At 38.5% G+C, this 23,698-nt stretch carries 24 protein-coding genes; 1 reads left to right on the forward strand and 23 read right to left on the reverse strand.

Annotation, left to right across the window (positions count from 1 at the left end):
* Positions 1 to 98: 98 nt before the first annotated feature.
* From RGU12_RS18655 to RGU12_RS18720, 14 genes are all read right to left on the reverse strand, one after another.
* The gene (locus RGU12_RS18655; RefSeq protein WP_309537366.1) at positions 99 to 395 is read right to left on the reverse strand and encodes a HesB/YadR/YfhF family protein; all 297 of its coding nucleotides are present in this window, start codon (positions 393 to 395) and stop codon (positions 99 to 101) included.
* A 164-nt stretch (positions 396 to 559) separates the two neighbouring features.
* On the reverse strand, positions 560 to 709 hold the full coding sequence (locus tag RGU12_RS18660; protein WP_309537367.1) for a hypothetical protein: 150 nt from the start codon (positions 707 to 709) through the stop codon (positions 560 to 562).
* Positions 710 to 2,161: a carbon starvation CstA family protein gene (locus RGU12_RS18665; RefSeq protein ID WP_309537368.1), complete on the reverse strand. Its 1,452-nt coding sequence runs from the start codon at positions 2,159 to 2,161 to the stop codon at positions 710 to 712. It lies immediately after the preceding gene.
* A 159-nt stretch (positions 2,162 to 2,320) separates the two neighbouring features.
* The gene (locus tag RGU12_RS18670) at positions 2,321 to 3,052 is read right to left on the reverse strand and encodes a LytR/AlgR family response regulator transcription factor (RefSeq protein ID WP_309537369.1); all 732 of its coding nucleotides are present in this window, start codon (positions 3,050 to 3,052) and stop codon (positions 2,321 to 2,323) included.
* Position 3,053: 1 nt separating this feature from the next.
* Positions 3,054 to 4,790 carry a LytS/YhcK type 5TM receptor domain-containing protein gene (locus RGU12_RS18675; protein WP_309537370.1) on the reverse strand — a complete coding sequence of 579 codons (1,737 nt, stop codon included), beginning with the start codon at positions 4,788 to 4,790 and terminating at the stop codon, positions 3,054 to 3,056.
* A gap of 207 nt (positions 4,791 to 4,997) precedes the next feature.
* Positions 4,998 to 5,714 carry a LutC/YkgG family protein gene (locus tag RGU12_RS18680; RefSeq protein WP_309537371.1) on the reverse strand — a complete coding sequence of 239 codons (717 nt, stop codon included), beginning with the start codon at positions 5,712 to 5,714 and terminating at the stop codon, positions 4,998 to 5,000.
* Entirely contained in the window at positions 5,714 to 7,141 is a 1,428-nt protein-coding gene (locus RGU12_RS18685; protein ID WP_309537372.1) for a LutB/LldF family L-lactate oxidation iron-sulfur protein, read from the reverse strand. Before RGU12_RS18685 ends, RGU12_RS18680 begins: the two co-directional genes overlap by 1 nt.
* Before the next feature lie 15 nt (positions 7,142 to 7,156).
* Positions 7,157 to 7,876 carry a (Fe-S)-binding protein gene (locus tag RGU12_RS18690; RefSeq protein WP_309537373.1) on the reverse strand — a complete coding sequence of 240 codons (720 nt, stop codon included), beginning with the start codon at positions 7,874 to 7,876 and terminating at the stop codon, positions 7,157 to 7,159.
* 156 nt (positions 7,877 to 8,032) lie between these two features.
* A complete protein-coding gene (locus RGU12_RS18695) occupies positions 8,033 to 9,049 on the reverse strand; it encodes a zinc-binding alcohol dehydrogenase family protein (RefSeq protein ID WP_309537374.1) in 1,017 nt (338 codons plus the stop codon).
* 57 nt (positions 9,050 to 9,106) lie between these two features.
* Positions 9,107 to 10,390, reverse strand: a complete 1,284-nt coding sequence (locus RGU12_RS18700) for a TRAP transporter large permease (RefSeq protein ID WP_309537375.1) — start codon at positions 10,388 to 10,390, stop codon at positions 9,107 to 9,109.
* Position 10,391: 1 nt separating this feature from the next.
* Positions 10,392 to 10,874, reverse strand: a complete 483-nt coding sequence (locus RGU12_RS18705; protein ID WP_309537376.1) for a TRAP transporter small permease — start codon at positions 10,872 to 10,874, stop codon at positions 10,392 to 10,394.
* A gap of 136 nt (positions 10,875 to 11,010) precedes the next feature.
* A complete protein-coding gene (locus RGU12_RS18710) occupies positions 11,011 to 12,057 on the reverse strand; it encodes a C4-dicarboxylate TRAP transporter substrate-binding protein (RefSeq protein ID WP_309537377.1) in 1,047 nt (348 codons plus the stop codon).
* Positions 12,058 to 12,141: 84 nt separating this feature from the next.
* Positions 12,142 to 13,317 carry a UxaA family hydrolase gene (locus RGU12_RS18715; protein WP_309537378.1) on the reverse strand — a complete coding sequence of 392 codons (1,176 nt, stop codon included), beginning with the start codon at positions 13,315 to 13,317 and terminating at the stop codon, positions 12,142 to 12,144.
* Positions 13,304 to 13,615, reverse strand: coding sequence for a UxaA family hydrolase (locus RGU12_RS18720; RefSeq protein ID WP_309537379.1), 312 nt, complete (start codon positions 13,613 to 13,615; stop codon positions 13,304 to 13,306). The genes RGU12_RS18715 and RGU12_RS18720 overlap by 14 nt, the downstream gene beginning before the upstream one ends.
* A gap of 502 nt (positions 13,616 to 14,117) precedes the next feature.
* Here RGU12_RS18720 and RGU12_RS18725 point away from each other — a divergent pair.
* Positions 14,118 to 14,816, forward strand: a complete 699-nt coding sequence (locus RGU12_RS18725) for a FadR/GntR family transcriptional regulator (RefSeq protein WP_309537380.1) — start codon at positions 14,118 to 14,120, stop codon at positions 14,814 to 14,816.
* A 52-nt stretch (positions 14,817 to 14,868) separates the two neighbouring features.
* On the opposite strand, the gene RGU12_RS18730 is transcribed toward RGU12_RS18725, so the two are convergent.
* The 9 genes from RGU12_RS18730 to rpiB all read right to left on the reverse strand — a co-directional run bounded on the left by RGU12_RS18730 (position 14,869) and on the right by rpiB (position 23,495).
* Positions 14,869 to 15,762, reverse strand: coding sequence for a fumarylacetoacetate hydrolase family protein (locus RGU12_RS18730; protein WP_309537381.1), 894 nt, complete (start codon positions 15,760 to 15,762; stop codon positions 14,869 to 14,871).
* 54 nt (positions 15,763 to 15,816) lie between these two features.
* Positions 15,817 to 16,587 carry an SDR family NAD(P)-dependent oxidoreductase gene (locus RGU12_RS18735; RefSeq protein ID WP_309537382.1) on the reverse strand — a complete coding sequence of 257 codons (771 nt, stop codon included), beginning with the start codon at positions 16,585 to 16,587 and terminating at the stop codon, positions 15,817 to 15,819.
* 270 nt (positions 16,588 to 16,857) lie between these two features.
* Positions 16,858 to 17,454 (reverse strand): NADPH-dependent FMN reductase, encoded by a 597-nt coding sequence (locus RGU12_RS18740; RefSeq protein ID WP_309537383.1) that lies wholly within the window; start codon positions 17,452 to 17,454, stop codon positions 16,858 to 16,860.
* A gap of 77 nt (positions 17,455 to 17,531) precedes the next feature.
* Positions 17,532 to 18,281, reverse strand: a complete 750-nt coding sequence (locus RGU12_RS18745; protein WP_309537384.1) for an amino acid ABC transporter ATP-binding protein — start codon at positions 18,279 to 18,281, stop codon at positions 17,532 to 17,534.
* Positions 18,282 to 18,293: 12 nt separating this feature from the next.
* Complete coding sequence (locus RGU12_RS18750) at positions 18,294 to 18,998, reverse strand: amino acid ABC transporter permease (RefSeq protein ID WP_396232407.1); 705 nt, start codon at positions 18,996 to 18,998, stop codon at positions 18,294 to 18,296.
* A complete protein-coding gene (locus tag RGU12_RS18755) occupies positions 18,982 to 19,812 on the reverse strand; it encodes an amino acid ABC transporter substrate-binding protein (RefSeq protein ID WP_309537385.1) in 831 nt (276 codons plus the stop codon). The genes RGU12_RS18750 and RGU12_RS18755 overlap by 17 nt, the downstream gene beginning before the upstream one ends.
* Positions 19,813 to 19,933: 121 nt before the next feature.
* Positions 19,934 to 21,949, reverse strand: coding sequence for a transketolase (gene tkt / locus RGU12_RS18760; RefSeq protein ID WP_309537386.1), 2,016 nt, complete (start codon positions 21,947 to 21,949; stop codon positions 19,934 to 19,936).
* A gap of 42 nt (positions 21,950 to 21,991) precedes the next feature.
* Complete coding sequence (glpX, locus tag RGU12_RS18765) at positions 21,992 to 22,963, reverse strand: class II fructose-bisphosphatase (RefSeq protein WP_309537387.1); 972 nt, start codon at positions 22,961 to 22,963, stop codon at positions 21,992 to 21,994.
* A gap of 49 nt (positions 22,964 to 23,012) precedes the next feature.
* Complete coding sequence (gene rpiB, locus RGU12_RS18770; protein WP_309537388.1) at positions 23,013 to 23,495, reverse strand: ribose 5-phosphate isomerase B; 483 nt, start codon at positions 23,493 to 23,495, stop codon at positions 23,013 to 23,015.
* Positions 23,496 to 23,698: the final 203 nt, after the last annotated feature.

The raw sequence follows: 23,698 nt of genomic DNA on the forward strand, positions 1-23,698 counted from the left end.
ATTACTAATCCCTTCGTACAATGGATATCAAAATACAACATAGTTTACGAAAACAGCCAAATAAAAAGACTCACAAAAGTGAGTCCTAACTGACTTATCTATGGTTTTGGATATTGGTATTCCAATTCATCTTTATCTGGATTATAATCAACGATCAGATTATGACCATTAAAGAACCAGATGTCATCTTCTTCTACATAGAACATAATATCATCGACGCTTTGACTTGTATGAATTTGGATGGGCTCGTCATGCGTAGAAAAAGCCAATGAATATTTTTCTTGTACGGGGCTAGTTCCGTAAAACATTGGATAGAAACGAACGGAATCACCTTTTTTGACACTTATATCTTCTTTAAACCATTTTAAAGCTGCATCACTTATAGTCATTTCCATATGTATTGAACCTCCCTGGCTGTCCTTCTGCTATTTTGTGCAGAAATATGGACTTTATTATCTTATAGTACTAAAGATTTCAAGGATAAGATACCAACTAATTTGTGAAATATTTCTCAAACATTAAAAAGCACGCAATCATTAAGACTGCGTGCAAATTTTTCTTATAAGAGGACAAAGGCGATTGTAGCACCTACTATAATGGCTACGCTCACGATTTTACCCCAAACGGGAACTTTGTCCTTCGTATTTTGATTGACCTTCTTTTCTTGATCCTCGACTACCTTCCGATATTCAGGACTACAGCACCCCATTTAGGCCACCCGATTGTAGTCTGAAATGTCTTCTTCAAGTGGTAGATTGGCTGCACGATATTTCACTGCTTGTCGGAAGAATAATGCGACAAGGATGATTGTGCCTGCAAAACCACCGTACCACGCAATATTCATCGGTAATCTGAATCCAATTTGAGCATTCAGGATATACGTAATGACCATACAAAGCATGAATGTTCCTGGAATAAGTGAAATCCAGTAATTCTTTTTCGCAATGTATAAGTACATTGCACCTACGAATAATGCAATAACAGCTGTTGCTTGGTTCGCCCAACTAAAGTATCTCCAAAGAATATTAAAATCGATTTGAGTAAGAACAACAGAGATTGCGAATAATGGAACGGCAATCCATAGACGACTTGACATTTTCTTTTGAGCCAAATTTAGATATTCAGCAATAATCATACGCGCACTACGGAATGCAGTATCACCAGAAGTGATTGGTAATACGATAACACCTAATACTGCAAGTGTTCCACCAATTGCACCAAGCATTAATGTTGAAACTTCACTTACAATAGCTCCTGGACCACCGGCTGCAAGAAGTTCTTGTAAGCCGCCGTAACCATCAAATAAGCTCATAGCTGCTGCTGCCCAGATCATTGCGATGATACCTTCCGCAATCATCATACCGTAGAAAATTTTACGTCCTTGACTTTCCTTTTGTGTCGTACGTGAAATAATAGGTGTTTGTGTTGCATGGAATCCAGATAAAGCACCACAAGTAATTGTAAAGAATAATAATGGGAAAATTGGTGCATTATCAGGATGGAAATTTGATAATGAAAGTTCTGGGATTGGTGCACCTTTTACGATTAAACCAATACCAATTCCAACAGCACTGATTAAAAGAATTGCTCCAAAATAAGGATAAAGACGACCGATAATTTTATCAACTGGCAATAAAGTAGCCAAGATATAGTAAATGAAAATAACTGCGATAAGAATTCCTAAAGCAACTTTACCATCTAATAAGAGATTTAAAAGTGAAGCTGGTGTTGAAACGAATACTGTACCAACTAATAAAAGTAGTAAAACAGCAAATGCGTTAACCACGTGCTTCATTGCTTTACCTAAAAACTTCGTTGCAAGCTCTGGTAAGTGAGCTCCTTTGTTACGTATGGAAATCATTCCAGTTAAATAATCGTGAACGGCACCTGCAAAAATACATCCAACAACAATCCAAATGAATGCAACTGGTCCGTAAAGCGCTCCCATAATAGGCCCGAAAACAGGTCCAGTACCCGCAATATTCAAAAGCTGGATCAGTGAGTTTTTCTTGGTACTCATTGGAATATAGTCTACACCGTCAGCATTTACATAAGCTGGAGTAGTACGTTCTTCCTTAACACCGAATACTTTTTCAATGTATTTACCATACGTAAAGTATCCAATGATTAACAAAGCGATACTCGCTAAAAATGTAATCATGTTATTTCCCCCTTATTCCCTTTATCAAAATAATGAATGCGTTTACATTTATTATAGTAGATAAATTGAAGTTTAGAAGACTTTAAGATTAAAAGGTAGAAATTTGACGATAACGTGTCAAAATTGTGAACTAAAACGCAAAATTCTACCTTCATCTAATTAAATTTCTAATTGGGCACGCAATGCTTTGACATAATTACGGCTAACTGAAAGCTGTTCTTCTCTTCCTTCAATTTCCAATTGGTAGGCTCCATTAAACCAAGGGGTAAGTCTAGTGACATATTTTAAATTAACGAGAAAGCTTTTATGAATCCGAAAAAACCCGAATGATTCCAGTCTATTTTCCAATTCCTTCAACTGATTTTTTGTCTCATACTCCCCCATTTTTGTCACAAGCTTCGTTACTTTCTCATCCTTGGCAATATATAAAATATCCATCGGTTCAAGGTAGATAATCTCCCCACTTGAATCAATCGCCAATTTCCCTGTTTGTTTTCCTTTTTCCTTTTCTTCAGGTGTATGAAGAATTTTTTCAATGCGTTTAACCGTTTCCTTAAGCTGTTCCTCATCAAACGGCTTTAACAAATAGTCGATCGCATTAAAACGAAATGCTTCCACGGCAAACTCAGGGTACGCCGTAGCAAACACAATCAGTGGCGGTTTTTTTAATTCCAAGAGAGCTTTTGCAGCGTCCATCCCATTCACTTTAGGCATTTCCACATCTAAAAAGACAACATCCGGTTGGAGCTGAATCGCTTTTAAAATAGCAGACTCTCCTGAATCAGCTTCTCCCACTACTTGAATGGTTGGATAGGCATCTAATAAATGAGATAGCTCATCACGACTATATAATTCATCATCGACAATAAGAGTTTTGATTTTTGCTTCCATTTTATACAGCCTCCGTTAGTGGAATTGAAAAAGCAATCTCCGTTCCTTTATTTTCTTCACTTTTAATGGCTAACGCTGACTTTTCACCAAATAGCATGGTAAGCCTACGATTGACATTATATAAAGCGACTCCACTGCCTTTTTCAGATTTGATTGGGGTGATGCAAATTTCCTTAGCGCGTTCTTCATTCATACCCATTCCATTATCCTCAACCTGTACATATACACAGTCATTCATTTTTTGGATTGATATCATGATTTGGAAATCCCCATCTTGATTCTTCATCCCGTGTTTAATTGCATTTTCAACAATCGGCTGGAGGGTAAGTGGTGGAATATACTGATACAACGCAGCTTCCTCAACCTTATAAAATACTTTTAGTTTATCTACAAATCTTGTTCCCTCTATTTCTAAGTAGGCTTTCACTTGCCTAAGCTCCTGTTCCAAGGTTGTTACATTTTGTGTTGTAACGGACAAGTTTTGACGTAAGAAATGGGATAGGGAAACGAGTAGTTTCCTAGCTTTTGTTGGATCTCTTCTTACCAAAGAGAGAATCGTGTTCAGTGTATTAAATAGAAAATGCGGGCTTATTTGAGCTTGGAGCACTTTAATTTCGGCTTCTTTTGCAAGCTGAAAAGCTTTATCGGCTTCCGCAATTTCAAGCTGATTACTTAAAAGGGAGCTCAAACCTGAAATGAGTTCTGTCACAACAGGTGTAATTTCTTTTTCAGAACGAAAATAGAATTTTAGTGTCCCAATCGTTTCATCTCTCCGTCTTAATGGAGCAATTACAGCCGCACCAAGTGGACAAGCCTCATCTCGGCATTGAATCATCTTTTTGTTGGCGATTACAATTTTTCCATTATGAATAACATCCATAGTAATTTGTGTTTGGATTGGCATTTGCGAACGATGATGGTCATGCCCAAGTCCCACATGTGCCAAAATTTCTTGGGTATTGGTCATCGCCACAGCTGTTGCTTGAATTTCATCCTGAATGATATGACAAACTGCGTGTGCCGTCTCTCGATTCAACCCGTTTCGCAAATGGACAAGCGTCTTGTCTGCAATGCGAAGAGTTTTTTGAGCTTGAACTGCACCAACCCTCTCTCCCTCATTAATTACACTCTTTATGATCATGAGAAATAAGGCACAGCCTAGTCCATTTGCGACAATCATCGGAATCCCAATGATTTCGACTAAAGCCCACGCTTTTTCAAAAGGACGTGAGAATAGCAGGATAACAAGCATTTGAAGTGCTTCTGCGGAGGCCGCGATAATAAATGCAGTACTTAATTTCACGTGCTTATTTTTCTTATAAAAGTAACCTGATATAAAACCTGCGATGATGGATGCAAAGCCACAGGAAAAAGCGGTAAACCCACCAAGCGTAAAACGATGGATACCAGCAATAAGCCCCGCACCTAACCCAACCTTGTAACCACCTAGTAAACCAGCGAGTACCACACCAATCACACGTGAGTTCGCTAACGCTTCATTAGAAGTTAACCCTGATGCCCAGCGATTAAACTGAAGGCTTTCTGTATTAAGGCTAAGACCCGTATACGTACCGATAATTCCAAAGAAACCAAAGAAGACAATTGCCACAAGCTTCTGCCAACGATTCAGCTCATCCTGGTACATCATCCCTCTGAAAAACTTCAATCTCGTTAAAATAAAAGCGATTGCAACAATAATCCCTAACCGCTCTAACATTGTAATTAAAAGTTCGAACATAAGACATGCTCCTTTTTTAGGACATGATGGGGTCACGGGGACAGGTTCAGTGTCCCTCTGTACCTTTATTGTAACAAGATTTTGAGGGTTTGGGTTAGTTTTTTGAAGGGGAGATGTTGGAAGTTCGGTAGAAAAAAAACCTCCATCGTGAATGGAGGACTTAACTCTCTTAAATTTATGGTGTTCAGTGAAATCATTCCCTGGATACTATAAATCTTCCACCAATACATAAGTCGCCTTCACCGGCCCATGCACCCCAACTACAAGATTCATTTCAATATCTGCCGAATTACTTGGTCCTGTTATAAAATTTATAGCGGAAGGAACTTGCTCACCGTTTTTGACTTTTTTACGGATGAGCTTTGCTGCTTGTGTCATCCTTGGAACAATCGTGCTTTTTGGGACGATTACAATCGAATGAGTTGGTAAGAAGCTGATTGTTCTTCCACGATTAAGACCACTGTATAGCACAACTGTACCGGATTCTGCTAACGTAATTTCGCTGATCGTAATTCCGATGTTTGCCTGTTCTGCTTTTGTGATGTTTTCTTTTCCAAGGTCAGGATTCCATTCAAAAACATCTTCTTGTTCAGAAGGTAATTTTTCCTTCAATAACGGCTGAAGACCAAATCGTTCAAAGCGTTCGTCTTTCCAAGTAACGATTGGACCGCTCCCCAGTTCTTTGATCTTCTTATCAAGTTCTTCCGATAGCTTGGATTTTGACGTCATGATGAGTTCCGTATGGATTTTTGTGCATTGAAGCTTTAAGACCTCCACTAACTCATCCACGGATGCATCCTTTAACACTTCTTCCTGTGGGTTATGTTTCCACACAGGTGGTGTTAACGTTGTTCTTCTCTCACGACCAAGTTGTTTCGCAATCTGGTCGAGGAAGGTATCGCGGTTTTGGATGGTTCCTTTCATTACTCCTCGCCTCCTTTTTCCCTGTTTTTAAACCAATCTCTAAATCTCTCTTTATTCGGAGCCGGGAAATCGCGAACATCCGTCCATTCTTTTAACATACCGACACCCTTGGTAATTTTGTCACCATTAGTAATTGGTTTTGTTAAGGTTGGAGCGAGTTTTGACCCCATTTGGTAAAGAGATGGTGATGAAGCCCCAAAACCAAATGCCTTCATTAATAGTTTTTCAGAAACGGGTGCACGACCTTCCCGCTCCACGATGACTTCACGATGCTTATGAATCAATTGATGAAGTGGTATTTTGACTGGACAAGCATCTGTACATGCCCCACAAAGGGTTGATGCATACGGAAGCTCCTTGTGATCATCATAGCCTCCGAGCAGTGGTGTTAACACGACACCAATTGGTCCTGGATAAATTGAACCATATGAATGACCCCCTACATGACGATATACCGGACAAACATTAATACATGCTGCACAACGAATACATTGTAAAACGGATTGAAATTCCGTACCGAGTATATTGGATCGGCCATTATCAACAATGACAAGGTGGAAGTCCTCTGGACCATCGACATCGCCTTCTTCACGAGGACCTGTTAATGTTGTGATATAACTGGTTAGTTTCTGACCGACCGCGCTTCTCGTAAGCATGCCGACAAGTACTTCCATTTCTTCAAAGGTTGGAACAAGACGCTCCATCCCCATAACGACGACCTGTGTCTTCGGAAGTGCAGCAACAAGATCGGCATTTCCTTCGTTCGTTACGAGAGTAATGGAACCTGTTTCTGCAACCGCAAAGTTACAGCCTGTAATCCCTATGTCAGCCTGTAAAAACTCTTGTCGCAATGATTCCCTCGCAAATAAAGCGAGTTCCTCTGGTTTTTCAGAATTCTTGTAGTTCATTTTATTCGCAAATACATCGCGAATTTGTTCTTTGTTTTTATGTAATGCAGGAACTACAATATGGGATGGTGGATCATGGTCATCCATTTGCAGGATGTATTCTCCAAGGTCCGTTTCAATCACACGACACCCCACTTCCTCAAGTTTCTGATTTAAGCTGATTTCCTCTGTTACCATCGACTTTGCTTTGACAATGTTTTTAGCTTTTTTCTTTTCCGCCAGTTCACTGATATAAGTACTTGCTTCTTCAGCCGTTTGAGCAAAAAATACATGTCCACCGCGGTTTGAAACCTGCTCACTTAATTGATATAGGTAATAATCAAGGTTTTCAAGAACTTGACGACGAATTTCCTCTCCATGATTGCGCCATTCCTCCCAGTTCCCCAATTCATCTGTAACCGTTTGTTTTCTACCTTGAATCGTTTCTTGGGCTTTTGAGACAGCACCTCTCATGAACGTGTTTTGCACTTCCTTTTGGACACGGGTTTTAAATTTTTCATCACTCGTTTTTAATGCCATTATTGCTCCCCTCCTTTAGTTACGATGGTTTAATACCTCTGCGATATGTAAAACTTCAATTGGTTTACCTAATCTGTTGATTCTTCCGCCAATATTCATGAGGCAACCCGCGTCTGCTCCGATCAGATAGTCGGCTTCTGTCGTTTCAACGCATTGAACTTTTTCATCCACCATTTTCTCTGAAATCTGCCCCATTTTTACAGAAAAAGTTCCACCGAATCCACAGCAATTCTCTTTTCCTGGAAGATCTACATATACTACACCATCAATATTTTTTAATAGTTGAATAGGTGGTTCCTTTACGCCTAATAGTCGCGTCATATGGCAGGATGTATGGTAGGTTACCTTTCCTTTAAAAGTTGAACCGACATCTGTTATGCCTAAAACCTCAACAATGAACTGTGTTAGTTCATACGTTTTCTTCCCTAGTTCAATCGCTTTTGGTTCCCAAACAGGGTCACCTTTAAAAATATCTTTGTATTCGTGGAACATGTTTGCACATGAGCCAGAAGGACATATGATGTACTCCGCATTATCAAAGGTTTCAATCATTTTCTTCATGGCTTTTTTTGTTTCTTCTACATATCCACTATTAAAAGCAGGCTGCCCACAGCAAACCTGCTCTTCTGGAAACACCACTTCGCAGCCGAGATACTCTAATAGCTCAACCGTCGCTTTCCCCACATTTGTTTGAAACATGTCAACAAGACAAGTAGCAAATAAGGTGACTTTCATTTTTTTTCCCCCTTCAACAAAACAAATAGACAGATCATCTGATACCTTTTTAAAAACTATGTTACTCCTTTTGTCTGAATTAATATATATGTAAAAAAGCTAGGAATGCCCCTAGCTTTTTTAAGACTTTAAAGTAATATTACGAATCGCAATCTTCTATTCTAGTTCAATCAATACTTTATTTGTATTGTACATTTTTGCTTGAAAATACTCTGCCGCTTTTTCAAAAGGAATTTTGTGGGTAATATAGGTGTCTATATCAACACTACCCTGATTCATGCAATCCATAACATATTTAAAGTCCTCAATCGTTGCATTTCTGCTTCCCATCAACGTTAATTCTTTTGCATGAAAATCTGGGTCATTGAAAGTAATTTGATCCTTCACAAGTCCTACATAAATGAGCTTGCCACCATGTGAGACATAATTGAATGCATTCATCATTGAATGCTTGTTTCCAGTAGCATCCATAACAATTGTAGGTAAGTGGCCATCATTAATGGTCAAAAGATCTTTAACAAGATCACCCTTACTTCCGACTTCCAATACTTGATCGCAATCCGTCCAATCCTTAGCAAAAGCTAAGCGTTCTTTACTGATATCCATCATGATTGTTTTTGCCCCTTGCAATTTTGCAAACCTTGCAGTACCAAGGCCAATCGGACCCGCTCCAATAATCAGTACACTTTCCCCTTTTTGTATTTGAGCTCTTCTCACAGCATGGGCTCCTATACTTAAGGGTTCTATGATAGCTGCAGCATTTAATGATAATCCATTTGCATGTATAACATGGCTTTCCGGAAATACGAGATATTCCGTCATACCACCATCAATATGGACACCCGTTACTTGCATTCGAGTACAACAATTTGTTTTTCCGTTTTTACAGGCAATGCATACACCACAATGTATATAAGGGATAACAGAAACACAATCCCCTACATTAAAACTTTGTACTTCTCCCCCAACCTTCTCCACAATACCCGAAAGTTCATGACCAAGAACTCGCGGATATTGAAAGAAGGGCTGGTTGCCTCCAAACGCATGTAAGTCTGTACCGCAAATTCCAATTCTTTTCACACGAATCATGATATCCTTTTCTCCTATAGAAGTAGGAGACTCTTGTTCAATCATTCTCATATTCCCCGGTTCTTGACAAACAATCGTTTTCATCCTTCGTAACTCCTTTTATTGTATGGAGGTCTATTAAAACTTAGGCCCTCAATCTGTCTAAAATAATGTATTTGGCAGCCACATAGAGATTGCCGGAATGAATGCGATTAACAGTGCTGCAATTACCAAGAGAAGTAAAAATGGCCAGCTATGTTTAACAAATTCCTCAACCTTTGTTCCCGTAATCGAACAAGTTGCAAACATAATAGTCCCTAAAGGCGGCGTTAACGTGCCAATACTAATACAGATAATGAAGAAAATTCCAAAATGAACAGGATCAATTCCATACTGCATAAGCATAGGCATAAATAGCGGTGTTAGAATAATAATCGAAACGTTACCTTCAACAAACATCCCTATCACTAAAAGGAATAAGAGAACTACAAAAAAGAACAAGATAGTTGAAGAAACATTCCCCACCATAAACTCTGTCATTCTTTGTGGTACCTGCTCTAGAGTGAGTACCCAAGCAAATGCAGAACCCGCTGCAATAATAATTAAAATGGATGCTGCTGTATGAGCCGTTTCTAAAAATGCTTCTATTAACTGTTTTAACTTCATTTCACGATAGACAATCATTCCAAGAACTAAAGCATACAATACCGCAAACGCTCCAGCCTCTGTAGCACTGAAGATGCCAAAGCGAATTCCGCCGATAATAATAACAGGTAGAAGAAGGGCTAATAGGGCATCTTTAAAACTAGCTAAAAATTCTTTAAGCGTAATTTTTTCTTGTTTTTCCGTTTCAAGGTTATGTTTTTTAGCATAGAAATGGACGTAAACCATAAAAGTTAAACAAAGAACGATCCCAGGAATAATACCAGCTAAAAATAATTTGCCAATCGAAACATTACCTACATAGCCGTACATAATTAGGGCAATACCCGGTGGAATAATTGGGGTAATTAAGGAAGTAGATGCAGTTAACACAGTTGAAAAAGACTTTGAATACCCTTTTTTAATCATCTCAGGAACTAGGATTTTTGATTGCATGGCCGCATCTGCAATGTTCGAACCGCTCAAGCCACCCATAAGGGTACTAAGAATAACGTTTACCTGAGCAAGACCACCAGGAAGTGGCCGAGTAATGACTTGAGCAAATCTAAGCATTCTTGAAGTAATTCCCGTGTAATTCATGAGGATTCCTGCAGTCATAAAAAAGACGATCGCAAGTAGTGGTACCGATTCTACGCCACCGATCATTCTTTGAATGAGGACCATCATAGAGAAACCATCCGACAACATAAAATAAACGGCTGAAGCAACAATCATGGCAAACGCTATAGGTACATTAATTAAAAACAATACGAGTAGTATGATTAACATTAGAGTTAAGGCCATATCACGCTCTCTCCTTTTTCTTTGAGTCTGTTTGGAAAGAACGAATCAGCTTAATTGTAAAATGAATAGCTGTTAACAACCCTCCAATAGGTACAGCAAGATCAATATAGGTGTAACTAATTCCTAATACAGGAGTTACTTTACTGCCAGCTTGAGAAGCAAGTTCGAAACCCAAATAGACAAATATGTATATAAGTACAAAATAAATTGCCCCTGCCCCTAGGATCGTGCATACATTACGAATCGCTTTTGGCATCTTTTGAATAAAATAATCCACCCCGATATGTCCGTCCCGTTTCATTGCTGAACTTATCCCTATAAAAACAAGCCAAATAAAGCAGCCAAGTGTTATTTCTTCCGCCCATGAAATCGGGCTATTTAATACAAAGCGGCAAAAAACATTGATAATCGTTAAAAACGAAATAACTGATATTGCAAGAACTGAAAGAATATCATCAATTGGGTTAAACCATTTTTTCAGCATTTATAAGTCCCTCCTATTTAACCAAATTATTTCTAGCTACAATGTGAAATAAAGTTTAGGAGACTTCCGTTTATGAAGAATAGATTAGAAATCCAATCTGAGAAAAAGGTAAGATTTTTCTCAGATTGGAATGTTATTAGGAAGGCTTATTTTCTAATAATTCTACAATTCTATCGTATAATCCAGGAGTCCATTCTGAGAACTTTTCATATACACTTTGGACTTTTTCTTTAAACGGTTCTACATTGACCTCGTGTACTTCTACGCCCTGCTCTTTAAATTCATCTAAGACAGCCTTTGTTTGTTCTTCTAGTACACCTCTACCGTATTCCCCTGCCTCATCACCAGTTTCTTTTAGAATTTGGACAACGTCCTCAGGTAGTGTATCTATGAAACTTTGTCCGGCAATCCAAGTTGTAATGAACTTTTGATGGCCAGTTAAAGATAGATGTTTTGAGACTTCATGTGCCTTTACGCCTTGAAGCACTGGAAGAGGATTTTCAGCACCATCGATAAGTCCTTGTTGAAGGGAAGTGTATAAATCCCCCAGTGGTGTAGGAGTTGCCGTTGCGCCTAATGCCTCAAATGTAGCAATCGACATTTGGTTGTTTGGCACACGAATTTTCATACCCTTTAAATCCTCAGGTGTTGAAACCGGTTCATTTGTTAACAGTTGGCGCTCGCCGTATACAGTATTAGTTGTAAGAATATGAATTCCTGCCCCATTTAAAGCTTCATGTAATTCATCAAACCAGTCCGTTGTTGTTAAATATAACAAGTCATCTACACTATCTGTAATATATGGAGCAGTCAAAATTCCTGCATCTGGTACATAGTCCATTAAGAAGTCATATCCAGCCATAACAATTACGTTATTTCCCATAGTTGCTTGTTCAACAACATCTTTTTCAGATCCCAATTGGGAACTTGGGTAAAGCTTTAATTCAATTTTCCCATTACTTTTTTCCTCAGCCAATTCCTTCCACTTTTTCGCTAATAAATCAATGGGCTCTCCAGGCTGATTTCCATAGGCAACATTGATTGAAACTTTTTCATCGCTCCCTTTACCTTCATTTGATCCTTTTTCAGATGATGTGGAACTTGAATCAGATGAACATGCCGAGATAAACACTACTAACATTGCAAATAGAAAAACAGACAACCATTTTGTTCTCTTCTTCATACCATTACCCCTTTTTTTCTTAAAATTTTTACTCAAACGGATTCAAGAATTATCCTTTTGATTCAAGTAGTTAAAAAGAATAGATTAGAAGGTTGGACCGATTCTCCAGATGCCAAAATCATGTTGTTTTAATATTTCCGCTTTTGTTAATTTGCCAGAACTAACTAATGAAATCTCTTCAAATATTCTTTTACCAACTTCTTCAACAGTTTCTTTTCCTTCAATAATCGTACCTGCATTGAGGTCCATATTGTCATTCATTCTTTCAAACATACCAGTATTTGTTGAAATTTTTATGACGGGGGCAATTGGTGAGCCTGTTGGTGTACCTCGTCCACTCGTAAACAGGACGACTTGAGCACCACCAGCAACCATCCCCGTTAATTGTTCAATATCATGTCCTGGTGTATCCATCCAAACTAGACCTTTTTCGGTTGGTTCTTCAGCATAATCGATTAATTCTTTTAGCTCGCTTTTCCCAGCCTTATTCGCTGCTCCTAGTGATTTTTCTTCTAAAGAGCTTAATCCACCGGCAATGTTTCCTGGACTAGGGTTTCCAGTCCTGATATCCACTCCCATAAGAATGGAGCGATTTTCCATTGCTTCTATTACCTCGTAAACACGTTTTGCAACTCGATCATTTGCAGCGCGTTTTGCCAGTAAATGTTCTGCCCCAATGAGTTCCGTCGTTTCCGCTAGAATAGAAGTTCCGCCTCTTTCGACAATCATATCGCTAACTGCACCTACAGCAGGATTCGCTGATAAACCTGAACATGCATCAGATCCTCCACATTCTGTACCAATAATTAATTCACTGAAATCACATATTTCCCTTGGTTGAGCAGAGGCATCTTGTACAAGTTTGGCAGCGGCTTGTGCTCCCTTTGCTATAGTAGTTAATGTGCCACCGTGGTCTTGAATTGAGACCGTTACTACTGGTTTTCCTGACTTTGCAATTTCTGCCGCGACACTTCTTGCCTGATGTGTTTCACAACCTAATCCTAAAACAACAACACCATATACGTTTGGATTTTTCCCTAAACCAACGTAGGTTCTAAATGTTTGTTCATAATCTACCCCTACTTGCGCACATCCGTGTTGATGAATGAAGGTCACTGTCCCATGAACAAGTTCCGTGATCCTTTGCGCCGTTTGTGTTGCGCAGGTAATTGTGGGCAAAATCAAAACATGATTTCGTACCCCTACCTTTCCATCTGGACGTCGATATCCCAAAAATTTCCCTTCTTTACTTAGTTCCAATTTGGTCACCTCTTCCTCGTGTTCCTTCAAGATTGTGAACATGGACATGCTCACCTTCCGCTATATCTCTAATGGCTCTGCCAATAACTTCTCCATACTTTAGAATAGTCTCACCCTTTTGGATCGCCTTGACGGCGAATTTATGACCAAAAAGGATTTCGTCTTTTAAAATAATCTTCTTTGATAATTCCCTTGAAATATCTACCTCCACCTCTTCATTTTTTGGAATGTCTTGTAAGGAAACCGCAACACTATCTATTGGCTGCATAACTAATGTTCGATACTTTTTCTCACTCAATCTCACTCATCCTCCTTTTAGAGGTAATATTGATGTCATAGACTTAAAGTCTTCCATACAAATCCTGTAATTAGCTTGTCATTTTTGAATCTAAAAATAGAAGAATATATTTCCCATTGATACTATGGTACTGTGGTAGTACCAACAAAGTAAAAAAATATATCCTTTCATTTAATCCTCTCTCCTCTTAAGGACTTTTTAAGGCGAGGTCGCTATTAAAACGTTTACATTTCTTCTCAGGATTACTGGGTGGTAGTACCAGTAACTAGATGTTACCACTTTATTTTTCTGTTTTCAACAAATTTTCTAACTTTTTAAAATTAAATAGTAAATTAGTCTTATCTATTAAACTATTTATCTCCACTCCTTTCTTTTGGTTGTCTTTCTAATCCATCATTAACATCTTGCCATCTTTTTTTCCTAAGCTTTTTTATTCTATTCCTCCTTACTTTATGGTATTTTGGTAGTACCAATAAAAATTCATTCATTAAGGGTGTTGTGCATGGTAAAAATCAATCCAATAAAACGAGTAACTTTAACTGAGCAAGTTTTAGAACAAGTTGCATCATGGATTACTTCAAATGAATTAAAACCTGGGGACAAACTTCCAAATGAACGATTACTCGCAGAAGAATTCGGGGTAAATAGGGGGCGGATACGGGAGTCTTTAAGAGCTCTTGCACTCATTGGTTTGATTACGATCAAACCAGGCGAAGGAAGTTTTGTTAGCGGCAAAGAATCGGTGCTCCCCGCTGAGACAATCCTTTGGATGTACCATGATGAAGTAAATAATTTGGAGGAAGTCTATGCTGCAAGGAAATTGATCGAATCCGAGGTATATATAGAAGCTGCTGAACGTATGACTGAAGATGAGATTAAAGTTATAGATGATATTTTGAAGGATTTAAAAAAGGTACCAAAAACGAATACAGAGGAATTTCAACGGCTATTAGACGATTTTGATCTGTATATGGGCTCTTGTAGTGGTAATAAAATCTATAACAAATTAATGCAGACGATTGTACACCTTCGTCATCAATCTATGGTGAAAATTTTGAATGTCCCTGGTGCACGGGAAAACAGTATAAAAACTCGCACAAAGTTAGTTAAGGCTGTGAAAGAAAAAAATCTTGAAGAGGTTAAGGAAGCAATTGATTTAAACTTCTCAGGAGCAAAAAAATTTTATAAACAAAACATATGATTGCATATAAATAAGGTCTAAACCAATTGGTTTAGACCTTTCTTAGTTTCTATTAAACTTCTTGTTTAAATGTATTTGTTAATTTTCCAAGCTTCTCAATTTCAACAGTGACTTTATCTCCATCTTTTAACCAAACTCTTTGGTCTTCAGGGTAACCAAATATAACCCCTTCAGGAGTACCCGTTAAAATGATATCACCAGGACTTAACGTCATATGGTCTGAAATGTAACTAACGATTTCATTACATTTAAAAATCATATCAGATGTATTCGAATCTTGACGAACTTCACCATTAACTGTTGTTTTTATTTCTAGACTGTTAGGGTCGCCAACCTCATCACTCGTTACAAGATACGGTCCAAGCGGACTAAATCCGTCTAGACTTTTCCCTAATAGCCATTGATGGGTACGAAATTGTAAATCTCTGGATGACAGGTCATTGCAGTTACAATACCCAAATACATAATCCAAAGCACCTTCTTTAGCTACACGTTTTGCCTCTTTTCCAATAACAATTGCAAGCTCTGCCTCATAATCGTTTTCTTTTGAATTAAATGGAAGATTAATTACATCTCCATGAGCTGATACAGTGTTATCAAATTTATTAAAGAGTAGTGGGTATTCTGGTAATGGCATGTTGGATTCTTCAGCATGCTTTTGATAGTTTATACCTACACAAATGATTTTTCCTGGTTTTGGGACAGCTGGTCCGAAATCGATGCTTTCCTCATCAACAAAAAGCTCTTCGTCTTTTTTCTCTAATGCTTGTTTCAAAAGAGAATCAAGTAGATGAATCGTATTTCCAACGTTATTCAAGACGTCCTCTATCGATTGTGGTACGAGCATTTTATAGGCTTCAGCAGCCTTCTCGATGTCTAAAACACCTAAATCTGTCTTAATACCTAATTTAAACGTATGATTCCTTTTGAATGTTAATAATTTCACTATTCATTACCTCCAATGCTAATCTTTCGGATGTATCATTTCCTCAATAAGATATTAACTAGATTTTCCGTTTATAACCCCACCATCAATCATAAAAGGGGCACCCATCATAAATTTTGACTCATCGCTTGCTAAATAGAGCGCCGCATATGCTACATCGGTTGGACTTCCTAACTCTCTACTTAACTGTCTCCCCTTAATTTTCTCAATTGCTTCTTCAGGATTCGGATCCTTTGAAAGATAATCCTCAACAAACGGTGTATAAATCGTACCAGGCATAAGTGCATTAACTCGGATGTTGTAAGGAGCATAATCAACCTGCATTGATTTCGTTAATGATAAGACAGCACCCTTTGTGGCTGCATAGGAAGCCCGATTTGCCAGGCCTATTTCGGCAATACAAGAAGACATATTAATAATAGAACCGCCTCTGTTCTCCATCATTACAGGGACAACAGCTTTTGAAACCAAAAAGACACCGGTTACATTTACATCAAACACCTTTTTCCACACATCTAATTCTATATTATGAAGTTCTCCTACCCCACTAATGCCCGCATTATTAAACAAGATATCAATTGTTTCATATTTTGCTAGAACTTCTGCGACCATATTGTTCACACTAATTTCGTCAGTGACATCAGTCCTAATAAATAGGGCCTTACCTTGATTGCTCTCAATTTCAGAAACAGTTTCTCTTCCTCCCGACTCATTCACATCCGCTACAATTACAGTAGCTCCCTCTTTTGCAAACAAATGGGCTGTTTCTTTGCCAATTCCAGAACCTGCACCCGTAATAAGGGCAACTTTGTTTTCTAACCTCATAAACTCTCTCCTTTTATGTAACTTATAAAAAGTAAAGGAAAACAGAAAAATACGTTATTTTTTTATTAATCAGGTACTCTGGTACTACCACTTAAAATTTATCATTTATTTCAAAATATTGCAACTAAATAAAAGCTGAAGATTTAGCGTTTTTGATGCAAAATTAAAAGAATTGAGTTCGGTAGAATAACGAACTCAATTCTTCAAAGCAGCCCATATTTGCCAACCATTTTAGGATTAAATTAAAGTGGGGACTATACTTCCAATGTTTTATCGAACTGTCTTCAACGCCTTACCCCAAGAAACGACTTGATCTAATAGCATGTTCATATTATCATCATGTATATTTTGAGGTTTAAAATCAGTACCATTTTCAAAGTCTAAGAATAGTGATAATGTTGGATGGGTGCGGACATCAGCAATGTTTAATTCACCACAGATTCCACGTAGATGTTCCGCTGCACGTGCACCACCAGTTGAACCATAGCTGACGATTCCAGCTGATTTGTTGTACCAAGCTTCACGCGCTGAATCCATCGCATTTTTTAATGCTCCCGTTATACTGTGATTGTATTCTGCCACAACAAATATAAATCCATCGAGACTTGCTAATTTCTCATTCCATTTCGCAATTCCGGGAGAATCCGCTGTACCTAAAAACGGTAGGTCATAATCTTTGATATCAACGATTTCGTAATTTGCATTTCCCTTCTTGTCACCATAACCCTTCACCCATTCGCCAACTTGTGGACTTACGCGTCCTTCACGAGTACTTCCTAAAATAATCCCTATGTTTAATTTTTCATCAGCCATCTGTTCTTCCTCCGTTGCTTTATTTTTGCCAAACAATTTGTCTAAAAACCCCATACTTACCACCACCTATGTAGTTGAGTAAAGCAATACATTATTAATTTTCTATTATCCAACAAAATTTATACGCTTTATTAGGTTGGATTCAAAATTCGTTGTAAAAACTGCTTCGTCCGCTCTTCCTTCGGATTTTTCAGTACGTCATCAGGATTTCCTTGTTCGACAATGTATCCGCCATCCATAAACAGGACTTTATTTGAGACTTCACCTGCAAATTGGATTTCATGGGTAACAATAATCATCGTCCAATTTTCATTAGCTAAATCCTTCATTACCTTTAAAACGTCTCCGATTAGTTCAGGGTCTAAGGCTGAAGTGGGTTCATCGAATAACAGAAGCTCTGGTTTCAGTGCTAATGCTCTTGCAATCCCAACCCGCTGCTGCTGTCCACCTGAAAGTTGATGAGGATATAAATCTATTTTCTCTTTCAACCCTACTTTTTCTAGTAGTTCTACTGCTTCATTTCTTGCTTCGGTTTTATTTCTTTTTTGGACAATCACGGGTCCCTCCATTACGTTTTGAAGGGCTGTTTTATGTGGGAAAAGATTATAGGACTGAAAAACCATCCCTGATTTTCTGCTTAACCGAATGATGTCCTGTTTCCTTACTTTTTCAGCAAAATCAAGCGAAAACCCATCTTCAAACTGATAGATTCCTTTATCTGGTTGTTCCAAGCCATTAAAACAGCGGAGCATAGTTGTTTTTCCAGAACCGGATGGACCAATAATAGAGACGACTTCTCCTTTTTTCACATCGAAATCGATATTTTTCAACACTTCATTTTCACCAAAAGATTTCGCCAATCCCGTTACCGATAAAAACATACCCTCACCTCCCTATCTTGCCACATACCGGCTTAATCTCCGTTCTAGCCCCGCTTGAAAGAGTGATAAAATGAAACAAATCACCCAATAGATTAGGGCAGCTTCTATATACAATAGAAGGAAATCGTATGTCCTAGCTGCAATCTCCTGTGCCTTGCGGAATAATTCAGCAACTAAAACCAATGAAGCAAGGGAAGTATCTTTAACAAGACTGATAAAGGAATTGGACAACGGCGGTACGGAGACCCTTGCTGCCTGTGGAAGAATGATTCGCCTCAACGCTGTCCATCTTGTCATACCAATGGTAAATGCGGCTTCCCATTGTCCCTTTGGTATCGATAAAATGGACGCACGAATGATTTCGGATGCATAGGCCCCAACATTTAAAATGAATGCAATCGCTGCACTTGGGAATGGATCAATATTCACCCCAATATTAGGCAATCCATAGAAAATAATAAATAATTGCACTAGCAACGGTGTTCCGCGAATCGCTGAAACATAAAAAATAGCTGGAGCTTGAACAAGTTTTGATTTTGACAGTCGCATCATCGCTGTAAGTAACGCAAGGATGAGTCCACCGATAAATGAAATAAGCGTAAGTGGAATCGTATACTGAATCGCCCCTGAAAGCATGGAAGGAAGGGAGTTCATGAATAACTCCCATCCCTCCATATTTGCAGTAATTGTTAATATTACGCTATTTTGTAGAAACATCTTCACCAAACCATTCCTGAGAGATTTTTGCTAACGTCCCATCATCCCTCATTGCAGCCAATTGTTCATTAACAGCCTTTACTAAATCTTCATTCCCTTTATTAAAAGTAAACGCCATCTCTGATACGTCATCTGAGCTAGCTGCAATTTTAATACTCTCATCGCCTTGTGATTTTATATAATCAAGAACTGCGAGCTTATCATTCACCGTAGCTTCGGCACGTCCTTGCTTGATTAATTCAATCGACTGGGCAAGCCCTTCTACACCTACGATTTCAGCGCCATTTTCTTGAGCGATTGCACCGTAGTTACTCGTCAAGGATTGCGCTGCTTTTCTTCCTTTTAAATCCGCAAATGTTTTAATATCACTATTATCTTTTGGCACGACAAGGACAGCTGAGGAGTAAGTATACGGTTCAGAGAAATCATAGTTGGCTAAACGGTCTTCATTAATTCCTACTTGGTTTGCAATTAAATCAAAGCGCTTTGAATTGAGACCAGCAAACATCGAGTCCCATTGTGTTTCCATAAATTTCACTTCAAGGTCCATGCGCTTTGCAACCTCCTTAATCACTTCCACGTCATAGCCAGTTAATTGATCCTTTTCATTGTGGAAGGTATAAGGTGCATATGTACCTTCAGTTCCTACTGTTAAAACACCCTTTTCCTTGATGTCATCAAATAGAGAACCAGTTTGTTCTGTATCATTGTTTTCATCGTTACCTGCATTGTTATCATTATCTGTTCCACCACAACCTGTTAGGACTAAAGCAAGAGCAAATATAACTGAAAAAAGAAACAGAAATTTCTTCACTATGAATACCCCCAGTTTTGTTTTTATTCTTAGTAGTAGATTTTACAAGTTTACCTATTCTCATTCACTGGGTTAACTTCATAAAAAAGAAGCCAGCAACGATGTGCTGACTCCTTACTATTTAGGCCTTCACAAGTTTCTCTACTTGTTTAACTATATTTTCAACTGTAAAACCAAACTCTTTGATGAGTTTATCTCCATTACCCGATGCACCAAATGTGTCAACGGAAAGTACTATCCCGTTATCCCCAACATATTTATGCCACCCTATAGAGGACGCCATTTCAATTCCAACCCTAGCCTTCACATTTTCAGGTAATACACTTGCTTTATAAGCCTCATCTTGTTTTTCAAAGCGATCCCATGAGGGCATGCTAATAACATTAACGTGTATTCCATTTTCCTTAAGTACAGATTGAGCACGAATAGCTAGCTGTACCTCAGAACCAGTAGCAAGTAATAATGCATCTGGTACTTCCTTTTCACCTTTGCTAACCACATATGCCCCAGCTTTTACACCTAAATATGCATTTTCCTTTGTATCTTCTAGTGTAGGAAGGTCTTGTCTTGTTAATACGAGGGCTGTTGGCTGTTCTTTACTTTCAACAGCTAAACGCCATGCAGCTTGTACTTCATTACCATCGGCTGGACGAATGACTGAGAGATTAGGAATCGAACGTAAGCCTGCTAGCTGCTCAATTGGTTCGTGTGTCGGTCCATCCTCACCTACTGCAATTGAATCATGTGTAAGCACATAAGTAACTGGTGTATTCATTAACGCAGATAGACGGATTGCAGGTTTTAAATAGTCACTAAATACGAAGAACGTACCTCCGTATACTTTAACACCACCGTGAAGTGCCATACCGTTTAATGCAGCCCCCATTGCAAATTCACGAACGCCAAACCAAATATTCCGTCCTCCGAAATTAGCAGGCGTGAAATCATCTTCACTTGAAATGGTTGTTTTGTTAGAACCGGCTAAGTCGGCACTTCCTCCGATAAAAAACGGAACAGCTTTTGCAATCGCATTTAATACTTTCCACGAAGATGCTCTTGTTGCTAACGTATCGACTCCAGGTGTGAAGTTTGGAAGGCTTTGCTCCCAACCTCCTGGTAACTCACCTTTAATCGCTGATTCAAGTTCAAAGGCAGCTTTAGGATGTTCGGATTTATAAGCTACAAACAGTTCATTCCATTTATCTTCCGAAACTTTACCCGGTTCCACAATCTTCTCCTCAAAATCGTTATATACTTCTGAAGGAACTTCGAATTCCCCGTAATCCCATTGATAAGCTTTTTTTACTAATTCAATTTCTATCTTACCAAGTGGAGCACCATGTGCGTCAGAAGACCCAGCTTTATTTGGTGAACCGTAGCCGATCACCGTTTTGATTTCAATTAATGTCGGTTGGCTCGTATTTTCTCTGGCTTCTTGTATTGCTTTCCGTATGGAGGCTAAATCATTGCCATCTTCAACTCGTAACACCTGCCATCCGTAGGCTTTAAAACGTTCTTCTGTATTGTCTGAGAAAGAACGGTTTAAATCACCATCTAAAGATATATCATTTGAATCATATAAAACGATTAACTTCCCGAGTTTTAAATGGCCTGCTAAAGAGGCTGCTTCATGAGAGATTCCTTCCATTAAGTCACCATCGCCCACAAGCGCATATGTATAATGGTCAATAATTGAATAATTGTCAATGTTGTATTTTGCTGCTAAAAAACGTTCAGCCATCGCCATCCCTACAGACATCGCAATGCCCTGTCCAAGTGGTCCTGTTGTTGCCTCAACCCCGTCCGTATGATGAACCTCTGGATGTCCAGGCGTTTTCGAACCAAATTGACGGAAGTTTTTCAAATCATCAATGGTTACATTGTAACCAGAGAGATGTAATAGACTATATAAAAGAGCTGAACCGTGACCAGCAGATAAAATAAAGCGATCCCGATCAAACCATTTTGAATTCTTAGGATTATGCTTTAAAAAATCTGTCCATAGTACATAAGCCATCGGTGCTGCACCCATCGGCAATCCTGGATGACCAGAGTTCGCTCTTTCAATCATATCGATGGATAATGTACGAATTGCATTAACGGATAATTGGTCAACTGAGACTGTGCTTGCCACCATTTCTTTTCCCCCTTATACATAGAGAAAAGCAATTGAAACCTATCAACTGCTCTTCTTAGTAAAAAATATTTGTTCATCACTCATCGGATGAACCGATTCAGTACAACGTAATTTTTGATCATTTCCATTAATCATAATTGAATGTGTAATGATTTTGTTTGGTTCTCGTTTGATTCCTTTTAAAAGCATATTACTCGTGATGCCTGTTGCAACAAATACGCAATCTTTTGCTGATACTAATTGGTCATGTGTCAAAACTTGATTAATATCTTCAATCCCCATATTTCTACATCTTTGATGCTCTTCCTCCGATCTTGGAAGAAGTCTGGCTTGCATTTCTCCACCTAGTCCCTTTATACCTACTGCCGCTAAAACACCTTCTGGGGCACCTCCAATTCCAATAAACAAATCAACCTGCAAGGATTCAATACAGGTTGAAATCGCAGGTATGACATCCCCATCTTCAAACAAATAAGTTTTTGCGCCTAAGTCACGCACAGTATTAATCATATCTTGATGTCTGTCCCGATCCTGGATAATAACAGTTAGCTCGTGTATCTCTTTCCCTGACGCCTTTGCAACCACATACAAATTATCAACTAGGGGAGCATCAATATTTATCTTTCCTGCAGCCTTTGGTCCGGTAGCAATTTTTTTCATGTACATATCTGGTGCATGAAGTAAGGCGCCTTTTGGAGCAGCAGCAATAACGGCAATCGCATCATTTTGTCCTTTCGATGTGGAGGTGGTTCCATCAATCGGGTCTACCGCGATATCAATCTGCTTTCCCGTACCTGTTCCTACCTTTTCACCAATATAAAGCATAGGTGCTTCATCAATTTCCCCTTCACCTATAACCACGATTCCATCCATTTCGACCTGATTTAGAATTGATCTCATGGAATTCGTAGCAGCTCGGTCCGCTTCTACCTTGTTTCCGCTTCCAATCCAAGGTAATGAAGCAATAGCAGCAGATTCCGTTACTCGTAAAAAATCATAGATTAATTGATTCATTGGACCACTCCTTTAAAAAAGCTTCGTGCCCAAATTTTTCATGTAGGAATTAGTTACAAGAATTTGAAGAAATTTCTTTACTAATTTCAGTGAAAAATTCTTTTTCTTTTTCAACGATTTTATCAACTTTACGTTGAGAACCGCCGGCCCAATTCGAGTTTAAGTATGCACCAACAACCTTTTTCGTAGCTTCTGGTCCGAGAATCTGCGAACCGATGGTAATAATTTGTGCATCATTACTTAATTGAGCTCTTTCAGCAGAATATACATCGTGAGTAAGTGCAGCACGAATTCCTGGATACTTATTAGCTGCAATACACATTCCAATTCCAGTACCACAAAGTAGAATTCCACGGGTCACTTCACCATTACTTACACCTGCGGAAACCTTGAAAGCAACATCTGGATAATCAATAGCATCCTTTGAATAACATCCATAGTCCTCTACTTCATGACCAAGTTCCTCAACGTAACTTTTTACAATTTCTTTTAAATCAAAAGCATTGTGGTCGCATCCGATTCCTATTTTCACTTTCGAATCCCCTTTCGTTTGTTCACATGAAGTCATTTTTTATTATTACTATGCTATTATTCTATTATATTTATTTTCTTTTTTCAATATTTATTTTCGTTTATTTTTGTTTATTATAAAAATCTAATAAACCTCTATTAATCAAATAAACCCTTGCCTTCTATATTATTATTGATTAAACTTGAATTAGTGAACAATACTTA

The organism is Ferdinandcohnia sp. QZ13 (assembly GCF_031324165.1).
Lineage (GTDB): Bacteria > Bacillota > Bacilli > Bacillales > Bacillaceae_L > Ferdinandcohnia.

What these genes read in the sequence shown, in the direction of transcription:
- glpX (WP_309537387.1), bottom strand. Translation starts at nt 22,963, where the DNA reads ATGAATCAATTAATCTATGATTTTTTACGAGTAACGGAATCTGCTGCT.
- RGU12_RS18700 (WP_309537375.1), bottom strand. Translation starts at nt 10,390, where the DNA reads ATGGCCTTAACTCTAATGTTAATCATACTACTCGTATTGTTTTTAATT.
- RGU12_RS18740 (WP_309537383.1), bottom strand. Translation starts at nt 17,454, where the DNA reads ATGGGGTTTTTAGACAAATTGTTTGGCAAAAATAAAGCAACGGAGGAA.
- RGU12_RS18675 (WP_309537370.1), bottom strand. Translation starts at nt 4,790, where the DNA reads ATGTTCGAACTTTTAATTACAATGTTAGAGCGGTTAGGGATTATTGTT.
- RGU12_RS18690 (WP_309537373.1), bottom strand. Translation starts at nt 7,876, where the DNA reads ATGAAAGTCACCTTATTTGCTACTTGTCTTGTTGACATGTTTCAAACA.
- RGU12_RS18745 (WP_309537384.1), bottom strand. Translation starts at nt 18,281, where the DNA reads ATGTTTTTATCGGTAACGGGATTGGCGAAATCTTTTGGTGAAAATGAA.
- RGU12_RS18725 (WP_309537380.1), top strand. Translation starts at nt 14,118, where the DNA reads ATGGTAAAAATCAATCCAATAAAACGAGTAACTTTAACTGAGCAAGTT.
- RGU12_RS18735 (WP_309537382.1), bottom strand. Translation starts at nt 16,587, where the DNA reads ATGAGGTTAGAAAACAAAGTTGCCCTTATTACGGGTGCAGGTTCTGGA.
- RGU12_RS18680 (WP_309537371.1), bottom strand. Translation starts at nt 5,714, where the DNA reads ATGAAAGGAACCATCCAAAACCGCGATACCTTCCTCGACCAGATTGCG.
- RGU12_RS18695 (WP_309537374.1), bottom strand. Translation starts at nt 9,049, where the DNA reads ATGAAAACGATTGTTTGTCAAGAACCGGGGAATATGAGAATGATTGAA.
- tkt (WP_309537386.1), bottom strand. Translation starts at nt 21,949, where the DNA reads ATGGTGGCAAGCACAGTCTCAGTTGACCAATTATCCGTTAATGCAATT.
- RGU12_RS18750 (WP_396232407.1), bottom strand. Translation starts at nt 18,998, where the DNA reads ATGTTTCTACAAAATAGCGTAATATTAACAATTACTGCAAATATGGAG.
- RGU12_RS18655 (WP_309537366.1), bottom strand. Translation starts at nt 395, where the DNA reads ATGGAAATGACTATAAGTGATGCAGCTTTAAAATGGTTTAAAGAAGAT.
- RGU12_RS18685 (WP_309537372.1), bottom strand. Translation starts at nt 7,141, where the DNA reads ATGGCATTAAAAACGAGTGATGAAAAATTTAAAACCCGTGTCCAAAAG.
- RGU12_RS18710 (WP_309537377.1), bottom strand. Translation starts at nt 12,057, where the DNA reads ATGAAGAAGAGAACAAAATGGTTGTCTGTTTTTCTATTTGCAATGTTA.
- RGU12_RS18665 (WP_309537368.1), bottom strand. Translation starts at nt 2,161, where the DNA reads ATGATTACATTTTTAGCGAGTATCGCTTTGTTAATCATTGGATACTTT.
- RGU12_RS18705 (WP_309537376.1), bottom strand. Translation starts at nt 10,874, where the DNA reads ATGCTGAAAAAATGGTTTAACCCAATTGATGATATTCTTTCAGTTCTT.
- RGU12_RS18670 (WP_309537369.1), bottom strand. Translation starts at nt 3,052, where the DNA reads ATGGAAGCAAAAATCAAAACTCTTATTGTCGATGATGAATTATATAGT.
- RGU12_RS18660 (WP_309537367.1), bottom strand. Translation starts at nt 709, where the DNA reads ATGGGGTGCTGTAGTCCTGAATATCGGAAGGTAGTCGAGGATCAAGAA.